12 protein-coding genes are annotated in these 14829 nt (G+C 74.3%); 11 read left to right on the top strand and 1 reads right to left on the bottom strand.

Annotated elements, in window-relative coordinates:
* The first annotated feature begins 37 nt into the window (after positions 1–37).
* The 9 genes from B5557_RS28675 to B5557_RS28635 are packed head-to-tail and all read left to right on the top strand — an operon-like array spanning position 38 to position 10581.
* The gene (locus tag B5557_RS28675) at positions 38–1153 is read left to right on the top strand and encodes a DUF3344 domain-containing protein (protein ID WP_079662163.1); all 1116 of its coding nucleotides are present in this window, start codon (positions 38–40) and stop codon (positions 1151–1153) included.
* A gap of 53 nt (positions 1154–1206) precedes the next feature.
* Positions 1207–2382, top strand: coding sequence for a glycosyltransferase (locus tag B5557_RS28670; protein WP_079662162.1), 1176 nt, complete (start codon positions 1207–1209; stop codon positions 2380–2382).
* Entirely contained in the window at positions 2379–3794 is a 1416-nt protein-coding gene (locus tag B5557_RS28665; protein WP_079662161.1) for an exopolysaccharide biosynthesis polyprenyl glycosylphosphotransferase, read from the top strand. Before B5557_RS28670 ends, B5557_RS28665 begins: the two co-directional genes overlap by 4 nt.
* Positions 3795–3801: 7 nt before the next feature.
* Positions 3802–5124, top strand: a complete 1323-nt coding sequence (locus tag B5557_RS28660; protein ID WP_079662160.1) for an O-antigen ligase family protein — start codon at positions 3802–3804, stop codon at positions 5122–5124.
* A complete protein-coding gene (gene murJ / locus B5557_RS28655; protein ID WP_443031279.1) occupies positions 5121–6935 on the top strand; it encodes a murein biosynthesis integral membrane protein MurJ in 1815 nt (604 codons plus the stop codon). The genes B5557_RS28660 and murJ overlap by 4 nt, the downstream gene beginning before the upstream one ends.
* On the top strand, positions 6922–7662 hold the full coding sequence (locus B5557_RS28650; RefSeq protein ID WP_231976060.1) for a polysaccharide deacetylase family protein: 741 nt from the start codon (positions 6922–6924) through the stop codon (positions 7660–7662). The genes murJ and B5557_RS28650 overlap by 14 nt, the downstream gene beginning before the upstream one ends.
* Positions 7659–8825, top strand: a complete 1167-nt coding sequence (locus B5557_RS28645; protein WP_079662158.1) for a glycosyltransferase — start codon at positions 7659–7661, stop codon at positions 8823–8825. Before B5557_RS28650 ends, B5557_RS28645 begins: the two co-directional genes overlap by 4 nt.
* Positions 8822–9469, top strand: a complete 648-nt coding sequence (locus B5557_RS28640) for a lipopolysaccharide biosynthesis protein (RefSeq protein ID WP_079662157.1) — start codon at positions 8822–8824, stop codon at positions 9467–9469. Before B5557_RS28645 ends, B5557_RS28640 begins: the two co-directional genes overlap by 4 nt.
* Entirely contained in the window at positions 9466–10581 is a 1116-nt protein-coding gene (locus B5557_RS28635; protein ID WP_079662156.1) for a GNAT family N-acetyltransferase, read from the top strand. The genes B5557_RS28640 and B5557_RS28635 overlap by 4 nt, the downstream gene beginning before the upstream one ends.
* A 28-nt stretch (positions 10582–10609) precedes the next feature.
* Here B5557_RS28635 and B5557_RS28630 read toward each other — a convergent pair whose 3' ends face one another.
* On the bottom strand, positions 10610–12019 hold the full coding sequence (locus tag B5557_RS28630; protein WP_173877744.1) for a glycoside hydrolase family 26 protein: 1410 nt from the start codon (positions 12017–12019) through the stop codon (positions 10610–10612).
* A 167-nt stretch (positions 12020–12186) separates the two neighbouring features.
* On the opposite strand from B5557_RS28630, the gene B5557_RS28625 reads away from it, so the two are divergent.
* Together B5557_RS28625 and B5557_RS28620 are read left to right on the top strand one after the other, a co-directional pair.
* The gene (locus B5557_RS28625) at positions 12187–13548 is read left to right on the top strand and encodes a carboxylate--amine ligase (RefSeq protein WP_079662155.1); all 1362 of its coding nucleotides are present in this window, start codon (positions 12187–12189) and stop codon (positions 13546–13548) included.
* Positions 13548–14792: an FAD-dependent oxidoreductase gene (locus B5557_RS28620; RefSeq protein WP_079662154.1), complete on the top strand. Its 1245-nt coding sequence runs from the start codon at positions 13548–13550 to the stop codon at positions 14790–14792. The genes B5557_RS28625 and B5557_RS28620 overlap by 1 nt, the downstream gene beginning before the upstream one ends.
* Positions 14793–14829: the final 37 nt, after the last annotated feature.

The following is a 14829-nucleotide window of genomic DNA, read 5'->3' as shown; positions in this document are numbered from 1 at the left end:
TATAGCCAGCAAATCGCACGAGAGGGCACCGCCGGTCATGCGCAATTCCCTGGGTCCGCTGCTGCGCCACGCGACGGCCGGCGTCCTCGCCCTGACCTCGCTCTGTGCGCCGGGCAGCGCCCGCGCGGCCGGCGCGCCGCCCGCGTCCGAGGCCGAGCGCCTCGCCTTCGCACCGCGCTACCGCGCGACCCAGCACGGCGGGATCGTCCGCGCCGCCAACACCGCGATCAGCTGCCGCGCGACGCCGGCCGCCGGGGCGGCGCCCTCCTGCCCCTCCGTGCGCCAGGGCGCCGCAGCCGTCAACAGCGACTTCGACATGTTCTACGTCGATGTCGACGACGACCCCAACACCTACAACTCCTCCAGCGCCGAGGTCCGTCTCCCCCGGGACGCGCGGGTGTCGTACGCGCGGCTGTACTGGGGCGGCAACCTGCGCGTCGGCGAGCAGAAGCCGCCCGCGGACAACGCGCGCGTGCTGATCGCCGAGCCGGGCGGACAGTACAAGGCGGTGCTCGCGGACACCGTCGTCGGCCACCGCGTGGCCCAGGGCGCCGACGCCTTCCAGGCCTCCGCCGACGTCACCGACCTGGTGCGCGACAGCGGCCAGGGCCTGTACACGGTCGCTCAGATCAACGTGGCCATGGGCAGATCGGCGGCCGGCGCCTGGGGCGGCTGGACGCTGGTGGTGGCGTACGAGAACCCGGCGGAGCCGCTGCGGCACCTGGCCCTGTGGGACGGCTTCGACACCCTCGGCTCCCCCTCCGGCACCACCGCCGCGAAGGAGATCCGGCTGCGCGGGCTCGACATCCCCGCGGGTGCGGGCGGCCGGGCCGGGATCGTCGGGTACGACGGCGACCGCGACCGAACGGGTGATTCGCTCATGTTCTCGACCGGTGGACGGGCGGCCACCGCGCTCACGAACCCGGTCAATCCATCTGACGATGTGTTGAACTCCACGATCAGCGAGCCGGGGGCGGCTCCGGCGGCGCGTGTACCGGCGTACGTCAACACCCTCGGCTACGACTCCGACGTGTTCGATCTCGGCCGGGGTTTGCGGCGCGGCGGTGACCAGCTTGCCGTTCGGCTCGTTTCAACCCGGGACGCGGCGTGGGCCGGGGCGCTCTTCGTCGCCGTCGACACACGAAAGAAGTAGCCAAGCGCGTTCCCGCACGTCCCAAGCGCCACCGTGAGCGAGGAAACCGCGCCATGCACCAGCCAGAACCCGACGACAGACCCCGGGTCCTGCACCTCACCCAGCCCGTGGACGGCGGGGTCGCCCGGGTCGTCACAGACCTGGCCCGGGCCCAGCTCGCGGCCGGCCTGCACCTCACCGTGGCCTGCCCCGACAGCCCCCTCTCCGAGAACCTGCGCGCGCTGGGCGCGAACGTACGGCACTGGGCGGCGACGCGGGCCCCGGGACCCTCGCTCCCCGGTGAGGTACGGCGGCTCGGACGCCTGCTCGACGAGGTACGCCCCGATCTGCTGCACGCGCACAGCGCCAAGGCCGGACTCGCCGGACGGCTCGCGGTGCGCGGGCGGATCCCGACCGTGTTCCAGCCGCACGCCTGGTCCTTCGAGGCGGTCGGCGGCCCCACCGCGGCCCTCGCGCTCACCTGGGAACGGTACGGGGCCCGTTGGGCCGACCGGCTGCTCTGTGTGAGCGAGGCGGAGCGCGCGACCGGGGAACGCGCCCGGATCGCCGGGCGGTGGAGCGTCGTCCCCAACGGCATCGACCCCGAGCGCTTCCACCCGGCCCCCGTCGACACCGTACGGGCCGGCCTCCTCCCGCTGCTCGCCCCGGCCGCACCCCTGGTGGTGTGCGTGGGGCGGCTGTGCCGGCAGAAGGGGCAGGACGTGCTGCTGGCGGCGTGGGCGGACGTGGCACGGAAGGTGCCCGGCGCCCGGCTGGTGCTGGTCGGCGACGGACCGGACGGGGAACAACTGCGCTCCCGCGCCCCGGAGTCCGTGCTGTTCACCGGCGCCGTCGCCGACGCCGTGCCCTGGTACCAGGCCGCCGACCTCGTCGTACTGCCCTCGCGCTGGGAAGGCATGGCGCTCGCCCCGCTCGAGGCGCTCGCCTGCGGGCGGCCCGTCGTGGTGACCGACGTGGACGGCGCCCGGGAGAGCCTGCCCGACCCGCTCGCCACCCGCTGTCTGGTGCCCGCCGAGAACCCCGCGGCGCTGGCCGACACCGTAGCCGCACTGCTCCTCGACCCGCTGCTGCGCGAGTCGCTCGGCCACCAGGGACGCGCTCACGTCCTGGCCGCGCACGACGTGCGGCGCACCACCGAGGCGGTCGCGGACGTGTACCGAGAGCTGCTCACGACCACGGAAGGGGCGCGCGTCGCGCCCCCCGAGTGCAGGGAGTCCATCCACTCGTGACTGCGGAAAGCACCGTCCCTTCCCCGGGCGCGCAGCCCGGATACTCACCTGTCTCGGTCATTCCGCGGCTGGAGAGCGCAGCGGGATTCCGGTTCCCCACCCGACGGCCCTCCGCGCGGCCCGTGTCGCCGCTGCCGCTGCTGCTCGCCGACGGCCTCGCCGCGTCGCTGGGCGCCCTGGCACTGACCGGGGCGCAGCGCCGCCCGTTACTGGTGGCCCTGCTGGTCGCCGCCACGATGCTGCTGCGCCCGCAGCGTCCGCGCCCGGTGACGGGGGTGCTGGACGAACTGCCCGCCGTCTGCGGCCGGATCGCCGTTGCCTGGCTGGCGCTGGGGGCGTTCGTCGCGGCGTGGATCCCCGCGCACGCGCTCTCGGCCCACACCCTGCTCCTCGGGTGCACGGCGCAGGCCGTGGCCGCGTGCGCCGGCCGCGCGCTCGTCCACCGGCGCCGCCGCCGGGCGCTGCTGCGCCGCCCGCACGCCGCGCTCGTCATCGGCCCCGCCACGACCGCGCAGCGCGTCGCCGCCGCCGTGCTGCGCCACCCGCGCTGCGGGGTACGGCCGGTGGGGATTGTCGCCGAGCGCTCCGACGGCGCCGACGGACTTCCGGTGCTGACCACTGGTCAGGAGGTGCAGCGGGCCCTCATCCAAAACGGCGTCCGCGACGTCCTGTGCGTCCACCCGGCCGTGCGCACCGAGCAGGGCCCGCTGCTGCGGGCGCTCGCCGAGTCGGGCTGCACGGTGTGGGAGGTCGACGCCGACATCCCCCCGTACGCGAGCCGTGAGCTGCTCGCCGGGTTCTCCTGCCGCCGCCTCGACCTGGGCGCCCGGCGCCGGGGCAGCCTCGGCAAGCGACTGCTGGACGTCACGGCCTCCGGGACGCTGCTGCTGCTGGTGAGCCCCCTGCTGCTGGTGTGCGCGGCGGTGCTGCGGCTGACGGACGGGCCGGGGATCGTGTTCCGGCAGGAGCGCATCGGCAAGGACGGCCGGCCCTTCACGCTGCTGAAGTTCCGCACCCACCGCCCGGTCGACGAGCACGAGGCCGCGACCCGCTGGAGCGTGGCCGGCGAGCGGGAGATGAGCCCCTTCTGCCGCTTTCTGCGCCGGACCTCGCTGGACGAGCTGCTCCAGCTGTTCAACGTCCTGTGCGGCGACATGAGCCTGGTCGGGCCGCGACCCGAACGCCCCTTCTTCGTCGGCCAGTTCAGCCAGACCTACCCGGGCTACGCGGCCCGCCACCGGATGCAGACCGGCATCACCGGTCTCGCCCAGGTCCACGGACTGCGCGGCGACACCTCCATCGAGGACCGGGCCCGCTTCGACAACGCGTACATCGACAACTGGTCGCTGTGGCAGGACGTCTGCATCCTGCTGCGCACAGCGGCCTCCCTCGTGCGACCGACCGGGAGCTGACCCGCCGATGACCCTCGCCCTGTCCGCGCCGCGCGCCCGGGCCCTGTCACCGGTCCTGCCCCTGATCGTGGTGGTCGCCCTGCTCGGGCTGCCGCCCACCCCCGGCGCCGAGGGCGGCGCCGGGCCGGCCGACGCGCTGTCCGCGCTGGTCGTGCTGTTCTGCGCGGTACGGCTGCTGCGGCAGCGGCGGCGCCCCCTGTCACGGAGGGCCGCCGTGATCCTCGGGCTGCCGGTCGTCGGGGTCGCGCTCGCCGCGCTGGGCGCGACCCCGGCGGGCGCGGGGCTCACCGGGCTCGGCCGCTATCTGCAGATCTTCGTGCTCGTCCCCGCGGCCGTCGTCCTCCTCGTCCGTGACCGCTCCGACTTCCGGGTGCTGGCCTGGTCGTTCGTCGGGCTCGCGGGGTGGCAGGGGGCGGTCGGCGTCCATCAGTTCGTCACCGGGACCGGCGCCTCCTACCAGGGCGAGGACATCCGGGCGGTCGGCACGTTCGGACCGCAGGACGTGATGGGCATGGCGACCGTCGTGTCGTTCGGGCTGATCTGCGCGGTCGGGCTGGCGCTCGGCCGGACCTCGCCGCGGCAGCGGGCGATCGCCGCGGGCTGCGCGCTCGCGCTGCTGACGCCGCTCGCGCTGTCCTTCAGCCGGGGCGCGTGGATCGCGACCGCGCTGACCTGCACGATCCAGCTGGCCCTCGCCGGGTTGCGGCGCGCGCTGAAGGTGGGCGCGGTCGCGGTCGCGGCCGGCGTGATCCTGGTCGGCGGCTTCGGCGTCGGCTCGGCGATGCTCCAGCAGCGCGTCAGCAGCATCACGCAGGTCGCGAACGCTCCCGACCAGTCGGTCACCGACCGGTACACGATGTGGGCGGCGGCGGTCGGCATGTGGCGCGAACAGCCGCTCACCGGCGTCGGGTTGAAGGACTTCCCCGAACACCGCGACACGCACGCCTCCCTCGCGCTGTCCTCCGGCAGCGACACCGAGGGCGCGGGCTCGGCCTTCGTACGGCAGCCGCTGCTCTCCCCGCACAACATGTACCTGCTGGTCCTCGCCGAGCAGGGCCTGATCGGACTGCTCGCCCTCGCGGGCGGCTGGCTGGCGCTGCTGGCGTGCGGGCTGCGCGGCTGGTTCCGTGTCCGGCGCTGCGGCCCCGGCCTCGACTGCGCGCTCGTCGCCTGCGGCCTGCTGATCTGGCAGCTGATCGACTTCATGTACGCCGACATCGGCGGCCCCTCCACCGTCCTGACCGCGGTCGTCTTCGGGGTGGCGGCCTGGTGGGCGCTGGTCGGCGCCGACGCCGACGGCAGCCCCCGCGAGGAGGCCCGCGCCCGATGAACCCGACGCCTCCCCGGCTCCCCCACCCGGCCGACCCCACCCCCGTCCCACCGGCACGACCCGCCCCCCGGACGATCGGAAGCCCGGTCGGTGTGGCCGCCGAAGAAGCGGCCGCGAAGGTACTCGGGAACCCGAACGCGGGCGAGGTCGTGGGCGGCGACATGGGCGAGGTCGTGGGCGGGAGCGTGGGCGAGGCCGTGGGTGGGGGCGGTGCCGATGTTTCCTCGCCGTCGCGGGGTTTTCTCGCCAGGGCCGCTCTTGTCACCGCTGTGCTCTCCGTGGCCGGGGCGCTGCTCGGGCTGGTGCGGGATCAGGCGTTGGCCCGGTTGTTCGGGGCGGGCAGGGACACCGACGCGTTCCTCGTCGCGTGGACCGTGCCCGAGTTCGCGGCCACGCTGCTCATCGAGGACGGGCTGGCGTTCGCTCTGATCCCCGCGTTCAGCATGGCGTTGGCCCGCCGTTCCCAGGGCGCCCCGGGCGACCCGGTCCGCGCGCTGGTCGCCGACACGCTCCCCCGGCTGTCGCTGGCGTTCGTCGCGGTCGGCGCCCTGCTCATCGGCATCGCCCCGCAGCTGGTCGGGGCCCTCGCGCCCGGCCTGCCCGACCCCGCGCTCGCCGTCGACTGCACCCGGCTCACCGCGACCTGCGTGGTGAGCTTCGGACTCGCCGGGTACTGCAGCGCGGCCCTGCGCGCGCACCGCAGGTACCTGGCGCCCGCGGCGATCTACGTGGCCTACAACGTCGGCATCATCACCGGGATGTTCGTGCTCGGCGGGCGCTGGGGGGTGCGGTCGGCGGCGGTCGGGGTCGCGGTGGGCGGACTGCTGATGGCCGTCGTACAACTGCCGTCCCTGCTCGGGCAGTTGAGGAAGCGGGCGGTGGGCGCGGAGGCGGGCGGGGCGGCGGCCGGGGAGGGGGCCGCGGGGCAGGCGGAGCCGCGGCCGCTGGACACCGCGCTGCTGACGACCGTGCTCCTGTTCGCCCTGTGCCGGCAGTCCCAGGTCCTCATCGAACGCTTCCTCGCCTCGCACCTCCCGGCCGGGGCCATCTCGCACCTGAACTACGCGCAGAAGGTCGCGCAGATGCCGATGATCCTGTCGGTGATGGTGTGCACGGTCACCTTCCCGGTGGTCGCGCGGGCGCTGGCCGAGGGCGACACCGAGCGGGCCCGCGGCCGCGTGGAGCGGGACCTGGCGCTGGCCGCGTGCATCGTGCTGCTGGGCGCGGCCGCCGTGGTGGCGTGCGCGCCGCAGATCGTCGAGGTGCTGTTCCAGCGGGGCGCGTTCACCGCGCGGGACACGGCGGCGACGGCCGGCGTGATGCGCGTGTACGCGCTCGGGCTGCTCGGCCAGACCCTGGTGGGCGTCCTGGTCCGCTCCTACTTCTCGGCGGGCCGCGGCTCCTGGTACCCGGTGGGCTCGATGGCCGCCGGGATCGCCGTGACCTCCCTGATCGGCGCGCTGAGCGTCCACGCCTGGGGCGTGTACGGGATCGCCGCCGCCAACGCGACCGGCATCACCGTCTCCGCGCTGGTGCTGCTGGCCGGGATGGGTCCGCGCAGCGTCCCGGTCAGTGTCCCGGGCGTGCTGCGCGAGCTGAGCCGGCCGGTGTCGGCGGCCCTGGCGGCGGCCCTGGCCGGGGGCTTCGCCGCCGCACGGTTCGCCGACCCGCTCGCCGGTCTCGCCGCCGGCGGGCTCACCGTGACCGCCGTCTATCTGCTGCTCGGCCGTGCCCTGGGCGCCCAGGGCATCGTCTCCGCCCTCCGTTCCGTACGTTCCGCGACCCGAAGGCTCTCCCATGGCCGCTTCTGACACCAGCAGACGCACTTCCGTCCCGTGGGTGGCGATGTACCACTCCGTCGACGACTGCCCCGAGGACCCGTACCAGATCACCGTCACCCCCGAACGGCTGGAGAAGCAGCTGATGTGGCTGCGCCGGCACGGACTGCGCGGCGTCTCCATGAGCCGGCTCCTCGCCGCCCGCGCGGAGGGCAAGGGCCAGAATCTCGTCGGTCTCACCTTCGACGACGGCTACGCCGACTTCCTCACCGACGCCCTGCCGGTGCTGCGCCGCCACCGCTGCAACGCCACCCTCTTCGTGCTGCCCGGCCGGCTCGGCGGCGACAACGCCTGGGACCCGCTGGGCCCGCGCAAGCCCCTGCTGACCGCCGACGGCATCTGCCGCGCGGCCTACGAGGGCGTCGAGATCGGCTCGCACGGCCTCACCCACATCGACCTCACCCGGGCCGACGACCTCACCCTCAAGGCGGAGACCGTCGAGAGCCGCGCCGCCCTCACCGCACTTCTCGGCACCGAGATCGCCGGCTTCTGCTACCCGTACGGGACGATCGACCGGCGCGCCATGGACGCCGTACGGGAAGCCGGTTACAGCTACGCCTGCGCGATCGACCCCGGAAAGCTGAACGGCCTGCACGCCCTGCCCCGCGTGCACATCGGAGAGAACGACAACGCGCTGCGCCTGCTGCTGAAGTACCGGCTGCACCGGTTGCGCCGGCGTCCCGTCGAGGAGCTGCGGTGAAGGCGCTGCACATCATCACGGGGCTGGGCGTCGGCGGCGCCGAGCAGCAACTGCGGTTGCTGCTGCGCCACCTTCCGGTCGACTGCGACGTGGTGACGCTGACGAACCCGGGGTCGGTCGCCGACGGGCTGACCGCGGACGGGGTGCGGGTCGTGCACCTCGGCATGGCCGGCAACCGCGACCTCGGCGCGCTGCCGCGGCTGGTCCGGCTCATCCGCTCCGGCGGCTACGACCTCGTCCACACCCACCTCTACCGGGCCTGCGTCTACGGTCGGCTGGCGGCGCGGCTCGCGGGGGTGCGCGCCGTCGTCGCCACGGAACACTCCCTGGGCGCCTCGCAGTTGGAGGGGCGGAAGCTGACCTCCGGGGTGCGTGCGCTCTACCTCGCCAGCGAGCGGCTGGGCCGCACCACGGTCGCCGTCTCCCCGACCGTCGCCGACCGGCTGCGCAGCTGGGGCGTCCCGGCCCCCCGGATCGAGGTCGTCCCCAACGGCATCGACCTGGCCCGCTTCCGCTTCGACCCCGAAGCCCGGCACCGCACCCGCCGGCGTCTCGGCCTGCCCGACGACGCCTGCGTCATCGGCGGCATCGGACGCCTCACGGCCGCCAAACGCTTCGACGTCGTCCTCCATGCCCTCGCCCGGCTCCCCGCCGACCACTGGCTGTTGCTGGTCGGCGGCGGCCCCGAGGAGAACGTGCTGCGGCGCACCGCGCACGAGGCGGGGGTCGCCGACCGCGTCCTGTTCACCGGCGAACGCCCCAGCGTCCCGGACGGCACCCCCGGCCCCGATCTGCCCTCCCTCATCTGCGCCATGGACCTGTTCGTCTCCCCCTCCCCCGAGGAGACCTTCGGCCTGGCGATCGTGGAGGCGCTGGCCTGCGGGCTGCCCGTGCTCTACGCCTCCTGCCCCGCGATCGAACACCTGCCCGCCGGGGCGACGGCGGGCGCCCGCCGGGTGAGCGGCGGCGCCGAGGCGTTCGTCCGCGCGCTCACCGAGGAACGCGCGCGTCCCGCCGGCCCGCGCAGCGCGCCCGAGGCGGCCCGCCACTACGACATCACCCGCAGCGCCGCCCGACTCATGGACGTGTACGCGGCCACCGTTTCCGGACCATCCCTGCTCTCCCCAACTACCCCGACACCCCAGGGAGTCAGTTCCCCATGACCGAGAACCCCCGTCGTCCTGCCGCCCTGCGCCGCGCCAGGACGCTCCCGCCGTGGTCCCTGCTCGCGGCCGGCGCCGTCGCCGGCGGCCTGCTCGGCGGCGCGTACGGGGCCGTCGAGCCGCCCGTGTACACGGCCACCGCCTATGTCGTCGCCGTTCCCACCGAGAAGTCCGACCCGGCGTCCGCGCTCGGCTTCGCGCAGGCCTACGGCCGGGTCGCCACCCAGCTCGCGGTACTCGGGGACGCCCAGGTCTGGGCGGGCGTGCCGGTGAAGACGCTTCAGCAGAGCGTGCAGACCGCGACCTCGCCGGACGCCCCGATGGTCTCGATCACGGCGACCTCCTCGCGTCCCGACCTGGCCGCCGACATGGCCAACGCGGTCTCCCGCTCGCTGACCCAGCACGCGAAGAGCTCCCAGGCCACCACCAACGTCGAGCTCCAGCAGTTCGCCCGGGCGGTCGAGCCGACCGCCCCCTCCTCGGCGTCCTGGGCGGTGACGGCCCTGGTGGGGGCGAGCGCGGGCGGTTTGCTCGGCGGGCTGGTGCTGCTGGTGCGGCCGAAGCGGGCCCGGGAGGAGGAGGCCGCGCGTCCTGCCGCCGTCCCCGGCCCGGCCGTCGCCGCCGACGCACACGGAACGCTGTGAAACCGACGTTCACCACCGAACTCGTCACGGACGAACAGGCCTTCGCCGCCCTCGCGCCCGCCTGGGGGCGCCTGTACCAGAGGTGCGCGACGGCCACACCGTTCCAGAGTCACGCCTGGCTGCACTCGTGGTGGCTGTCGTACGGCAGGCGCGGGCGACTGCGTCTGCTGCTGGTCCGCGACGGCGGTGACCTCGTCGCCGCCGCCCCGCTGACGGCCGTCCGTCGGCCGCTGCCGGCGCTGGTGCCGCTCGGCGGGGCGATCTCCGACTACGGGGACGTCCTCGTCGACGACGCACACGGCGAGCGGGCCGTCGCCGCGCTCACCGAGGGCCTCGCGACGGCCGCCCGCACCGCGCTGATCGACTTCCGCGAGGTGCGGCCGGGCGGCGCGGTGGAGCAGGTCTACGAGCGCTGGCACGGTCCGCGGCGCCGGGTGAGCGACTCGGTGTGCCTGGAGCTGCCGGCCGTCCCCATGGACGAGTTGGTGGCCCGGCTGCCGTCGGCGAAGGCCCAGCGGGTGCGCGCCAAGCTGCGCAAGCTGACCGCGCTGGGCGTGGAGCGTCGGGTCGTCTGCCCGGAGGACGTGGACTCGGCGCTGCGCCGGCTCCTGGAACTGCACCAGTTGCAGTGGCAGGGCCGGAAGGTGACCGGCGAGCACCTGCGCTCCCGTTTCTGTGAGCACCTGGTGCGCTCGGTCGGCCCGATGGTGCGTTCCGGGGACGCGGTGGTCACCGAGTTCCGGCTGGACGACGACGTGGTGGCCGTCGATCTGACGCTGCTGTCGCGCCGCCTGGCCGGGGGCTATCTCTACGGCGCCCATCCACGGCTGCGGGAACGCAAGGCGGACGTGGCGGTGATGCTGCTCGACGCCTGCGCCGAGCACACCCGGGGCGGCGGCCGCGGCGCGCTGAGCCTGCTGCGCGGCAACGAGCCGTACAAGCATCACTGGCGGCCCGAGCCGGTCGTCAACCAGCGGCTGCTGCTGGCCCGTCGGCGTACCGCGCCGCTGCTGTCGGCGGTCGTCTGCGACGTGGCCGCGCGGCGGCGGGGCAAGGAGCTGCTGCTCCGCCTGGAGCAGCGGAAGGAGCGTGACGGTGGCGGCGGGTCCTGACGTGGGCCGGCCGCCACCGCACCGCGGTTCACCGGCTGCGCGAGAACCAGTCCAGGCGGACGCAGAGCTTGCCGCCGAGCCAGTACTCGACCCAGTCGCCGAGGTCCATCGGCGCGCAGTTCACCGGGGGTTCGGTCGTGGGCGGTTGCGTGGTGGGGTCCGTGGGCACCGGGGTCGTCGTGGTCGGGTCGTCGGTGCGGCCGGACAGGAGCGAGCGGTACACCGCGGACGACTGCGGGTTCTGCCGGCACTGCCAGACGCCGTGCGGGCAGTAGTCGGTCAGCGTGTTGTACAGCGGTTTGTGCTCGTCCATCCAGGCGAGCATGCGCCGCATGTATTCGGCGTTGTCACCGTTGCGGAAGAGTCCCCATTCGGGATAGGAAATGGGCTTGCCGTGGGTTCTGGCGAATTCCACGTGTTCCTGGAGCCCGTAGGGTTCTTTCACCTGCTCGTCGAAGGAAAGCCCGGTCGGCTGGTCGTACGAGTCCATTCCGATGATGTCGACGGTGTCGTCCCCCGGATAGCACTGGGTCCAGGGAACGGCGTCCTTGCCGCGGCTCGGCGTGAAGTCGAACCTGAATTTCTGGCCCGGCACCGAACGCATCGTGGAGACGATCCTGTTCCAGTACTTCTTCCAGGCCTCCGGGTCCGGCCCGCAGCGATGGGTGTACGTGATGCCGTTCATCTCCCAGCCGAGCACGATCACCGTGTCCGGCACCTTCAGCGCGACGAGCCGTTCGGCGAGAGTCCTGAAGTGGTGATCGAACTCCCCGGCCGCGCCCAGCCGCAGCAGCCTGCCCACCTCGGTGTCGGACACGCCCTCCTCGTTGCGCTGCATCATGGGCACGTTGAGGACGAACATCCGGTCGTCCTTCGCCAGCCGCCAGCGCGCCCACGCGTCGAGGAAGCCGGGCTGGCCCTCGATGTTGCGCCAGCGGTCGCCCGGCAGGTAGGTGTGGCCGACGCGCAGCTCGGCGCCGCCCAGCCAGTTGCTGAGCTGGGCGATACGGGCCACGCCCCGGGCTCCGTAGTCGAGGTAGGCGCCGAAGGCGGGGGTGACCTTCGCGGGCAGGGTGGTGGCGGTGGGGACCGGGGTGGAGGTCTCCGCCGGGGACGCCGACGCCTGCGGGGACACGGACGCCGGGGCCACCGGCGTCACCGGTGCGGCCGGTACGGCCGGGGTGACCTGGGCCGCAGGCGTCGTACTCGGCACGGGGACGACCGGGTCGGACGCCACGGGCGCCGGTGCGACGACCGCGGGCGCCGGGATGTTCGGGACGGTCGGGACGGTCGGGGTGGGAGCGGGAGGATCGGCGACCCGCACCACCCCCGCGCCCGCGGCGAATCCAGGTCCGGACGCCAGGGCGGCCGAGGCCGCGACCGCCGCCGTGACGACGGCCAGCCGCCGGGTGCGCGCGCGTCGCTGCTGTGGGGCCATGCCTGCTCCTTTCTCCACTCTCGCGTAACGCGCACTGCCCGCGCATTACTGACACTCTGTCATATGAAAGTCACAAGAAAAGGAATCTCGCCACCCCCGTTAGGGCTTTTGAGCGCCTCGATCGCCCGAATCGGTGAACCGAACCGAACCGAAGGACCCGGAGAAAAATGCCCGAGTCGCTGCTCGACACCCGCGTCCCCGCCGTTCTCCTGCGGATCGACCGGAATCCCTTTCACCACGGAACGCTGGGTGCCGTGCGCTCGCTCGGCAGAGCCGGAATCGACGTGCACGTGGTCGCCGACGCCACGGGAAGCCCCGTACGCACATCCCGTTTCGTCCGCGAGTTGCATCCCCCGCCGCCACCCGGCGCCACCCCCGACGACATCGCCGCCGTCCTGATGCGGGTGGCCGCCCGCATCGAACGGCCCGCCGTCCTGATCCCCATGGACGACGCGGGCGCGGTCGCGGTGGGCCGACTGCGCGCGGAGCTGGCGCCCGCCTACCTGCTGCCGCAACAGCCCGGCGCGGTGCCCGAACGGGTCGCCGACAAAGCCGAACTGGCCGATCTGTGCGCGGCGGCGGACGTGCCGCACCCGCTCACGGTCGTCCCCGACAGCGCGACGCAGGCCGCCTCCGCCGCCTGGCGGCTCGGCCTGCCGGTGGTGGCGAAGTGGAGCCGCCCCTGGCTGCTGCCCGCCGACTCGGGACTGCGCAGCACGGTCGTGGTGCGCTCCCCACAGGAGGCGCGCGATCTGTTCCTGCGCACCGAGGACGCCGGCAGCCGGCTGCTGCTGCAGACCTTCCTGCCGCCGGGGCCGGACCGCGACTGGTTCTTCCACGGGTACGTCGACCGCTCCGGCGCGGTCGGCGGCGGCGGCCCGGGCCGCAAGCTGTGCGCCTGGCCGCGCGGCGCGGGCCTCACCGCGGTGGGCGAGTGGACCGAGAACCCGCAGGTGCGGACGCTGGCCGAGCGGCTCACCGGCCACCTCGGCTACCGGGGCATCTTCGACCTCGACTTCCGCCGCTGCGGCCAGACGGGCGACTACCACCTGCTCGACTTCAACCCGCGCCCCGGCGCCCAGTTCCGGCTCTTCGCCGACGGCGCGGGGCTGGACGTCGTACGCGCCCAGCATCTGGATCTGACGCACCGTCCGCTGCCCGCCGGGGCGCCGCTGCCGGGGCGGTCGTTCGTGGTGGAGAACTACGCGCCGCTGGCCGCGCTACGGCCGGCGCGCGCCGGCCGCGAGCTGGCCTGGCACGCGACCGACGACACCGCACCGGGCCGGGCCATGTGGGGCCTGTGGGGCTCCCATGTCGCCCGCCGACTGCTCGACCGGGCGCGTCGGCTCGGCCCGCCGAGCACGGTCGGAGCGGGCCCCCGCGTCATCCGCCAGGCACCCCCGCCCCCGGCGTCCCGGACCGACCTGACCGACCTGGCTGATCTGACCGACCTGGCCGACCTGGCCGACCTGGCCAAAACGACCGAACCGATCGAACCGACCGACGACGAGAAAGCGAGCAGTTGCTGATGTACGACCTGCTGGTGGTGGGCGCGGGCCCGTACGGCCTGTCCATCGCGTCCCACGCCGCGGCCGCCGGGCTGAGCCTGCGCGTCTTCGGCCGGCCGATGGCCTCCTGGCGCGACAACATGCCGGGCGGGATGTTCCTCAAGTCCGAGCCATGGGCCTCCAACCTCTCCGACCCCGCGGCCCGCTGGCGACTCGACGTCTACTGCGAGACCCAGGGCGTCACGGCCCGGCACGGGGAGCCCATCCCGGTCGAGATGTTCGCCGAGTACGGCCTGTGGTTCGCCCGCAACGCCGTCCCGGACGTCGACGAGCGCACGGTCACCCGGATCACCGCCGTGCCGGGCGGCTTCGAGGCGGTCACCGAGGACGGCGAGAGCGTCCAGGCCCGGACGGTCGCCCTCGCCGTCGGTGTGATGCCGTTCGTCGAGATCCCGGCCGCCCTGCGCGGCCTTACCCCCGGCTTGGTCACGCACAGCAGCCACCACGGCGACCTCGGGCGCTTCCGCGGCCGGGACGTCACGGTGATCGGCGGCGGCCAGGCGGCCCTGGAGACGGCCGCCCTGCTCGCCGAACAGGACACCCGGGTAAGGGTGTTGGCCCGCGCCGACCGGCTGTCCTGGAACGATGTGCCGCCGCCCTGGGAGCGCCCGTGGTGGCAGTCGGCCCGCTCCCCGCACAGCGGTCTGGGCCCCGGCTGGCGCAACTGGTTCTACGCCGAGCGGCCCGGCCTGTACCGCCGGCTCCCGGAGCCGACCCGGGCGCGGATCGCGGCGACGGCGCTCGGACCGGCCGGCGCGTGGTGGGTGCGGGACCGGGTCGAGGGCTCCGTGGAGGTGCGCCTCGACCACGAGGTGACAGGGGCGCGGGCCGTGCCGGGCGGGGTACGGCTGGAGGTGACGGGAGCGGACTCCTTCGAGACCGAGCATGTGATCGCGGCCACCGGCTTCAAGGCGACCCGCGACCGGCTCGGACTGCTCTCCGGCGAGCTGCGCGGCGCGCTGGCCACGGTGGCCGACGGCTCCCCCGAGGTGGGCCGGGACTTCGAGTCGTCCCACCCCGGCCTGTTCATGGCCGGCCTGGTGACGGCGGCGGGCTTCGGCCCGGCGATGCGTTTCGTCCACGGCGCGACGTTCACCGCGGGCGCTCTTGTCCGAGGCGTCCGGCGCCGGCTGCGCACGGGCGTGCCGAGCGGCGCGATCCCGGCGCCGGGCCGGCACGGGGCGACGGAGGCCGTACGGGGCTGAGCGAGGTGGCGCACGGGTGCCGGCCGCGAGGGCGTCC

It is taken from the genome of Streptomyces sp. 3214.6 (assembly GCF_900129855.1).
In the GTDB taxonomy this organism is placed as follows: domain Bacteria; phylum Actinomycetota; class Actinomycetes; order Streptomycetales; family Streptomycetaceae; genus Streptomyces; species Streptomyces soliscabiei.
Note: the sequence above shows the minus strand (reverse complement) of the source record. Positions and strands in the feature narration are given on the sequence as shown.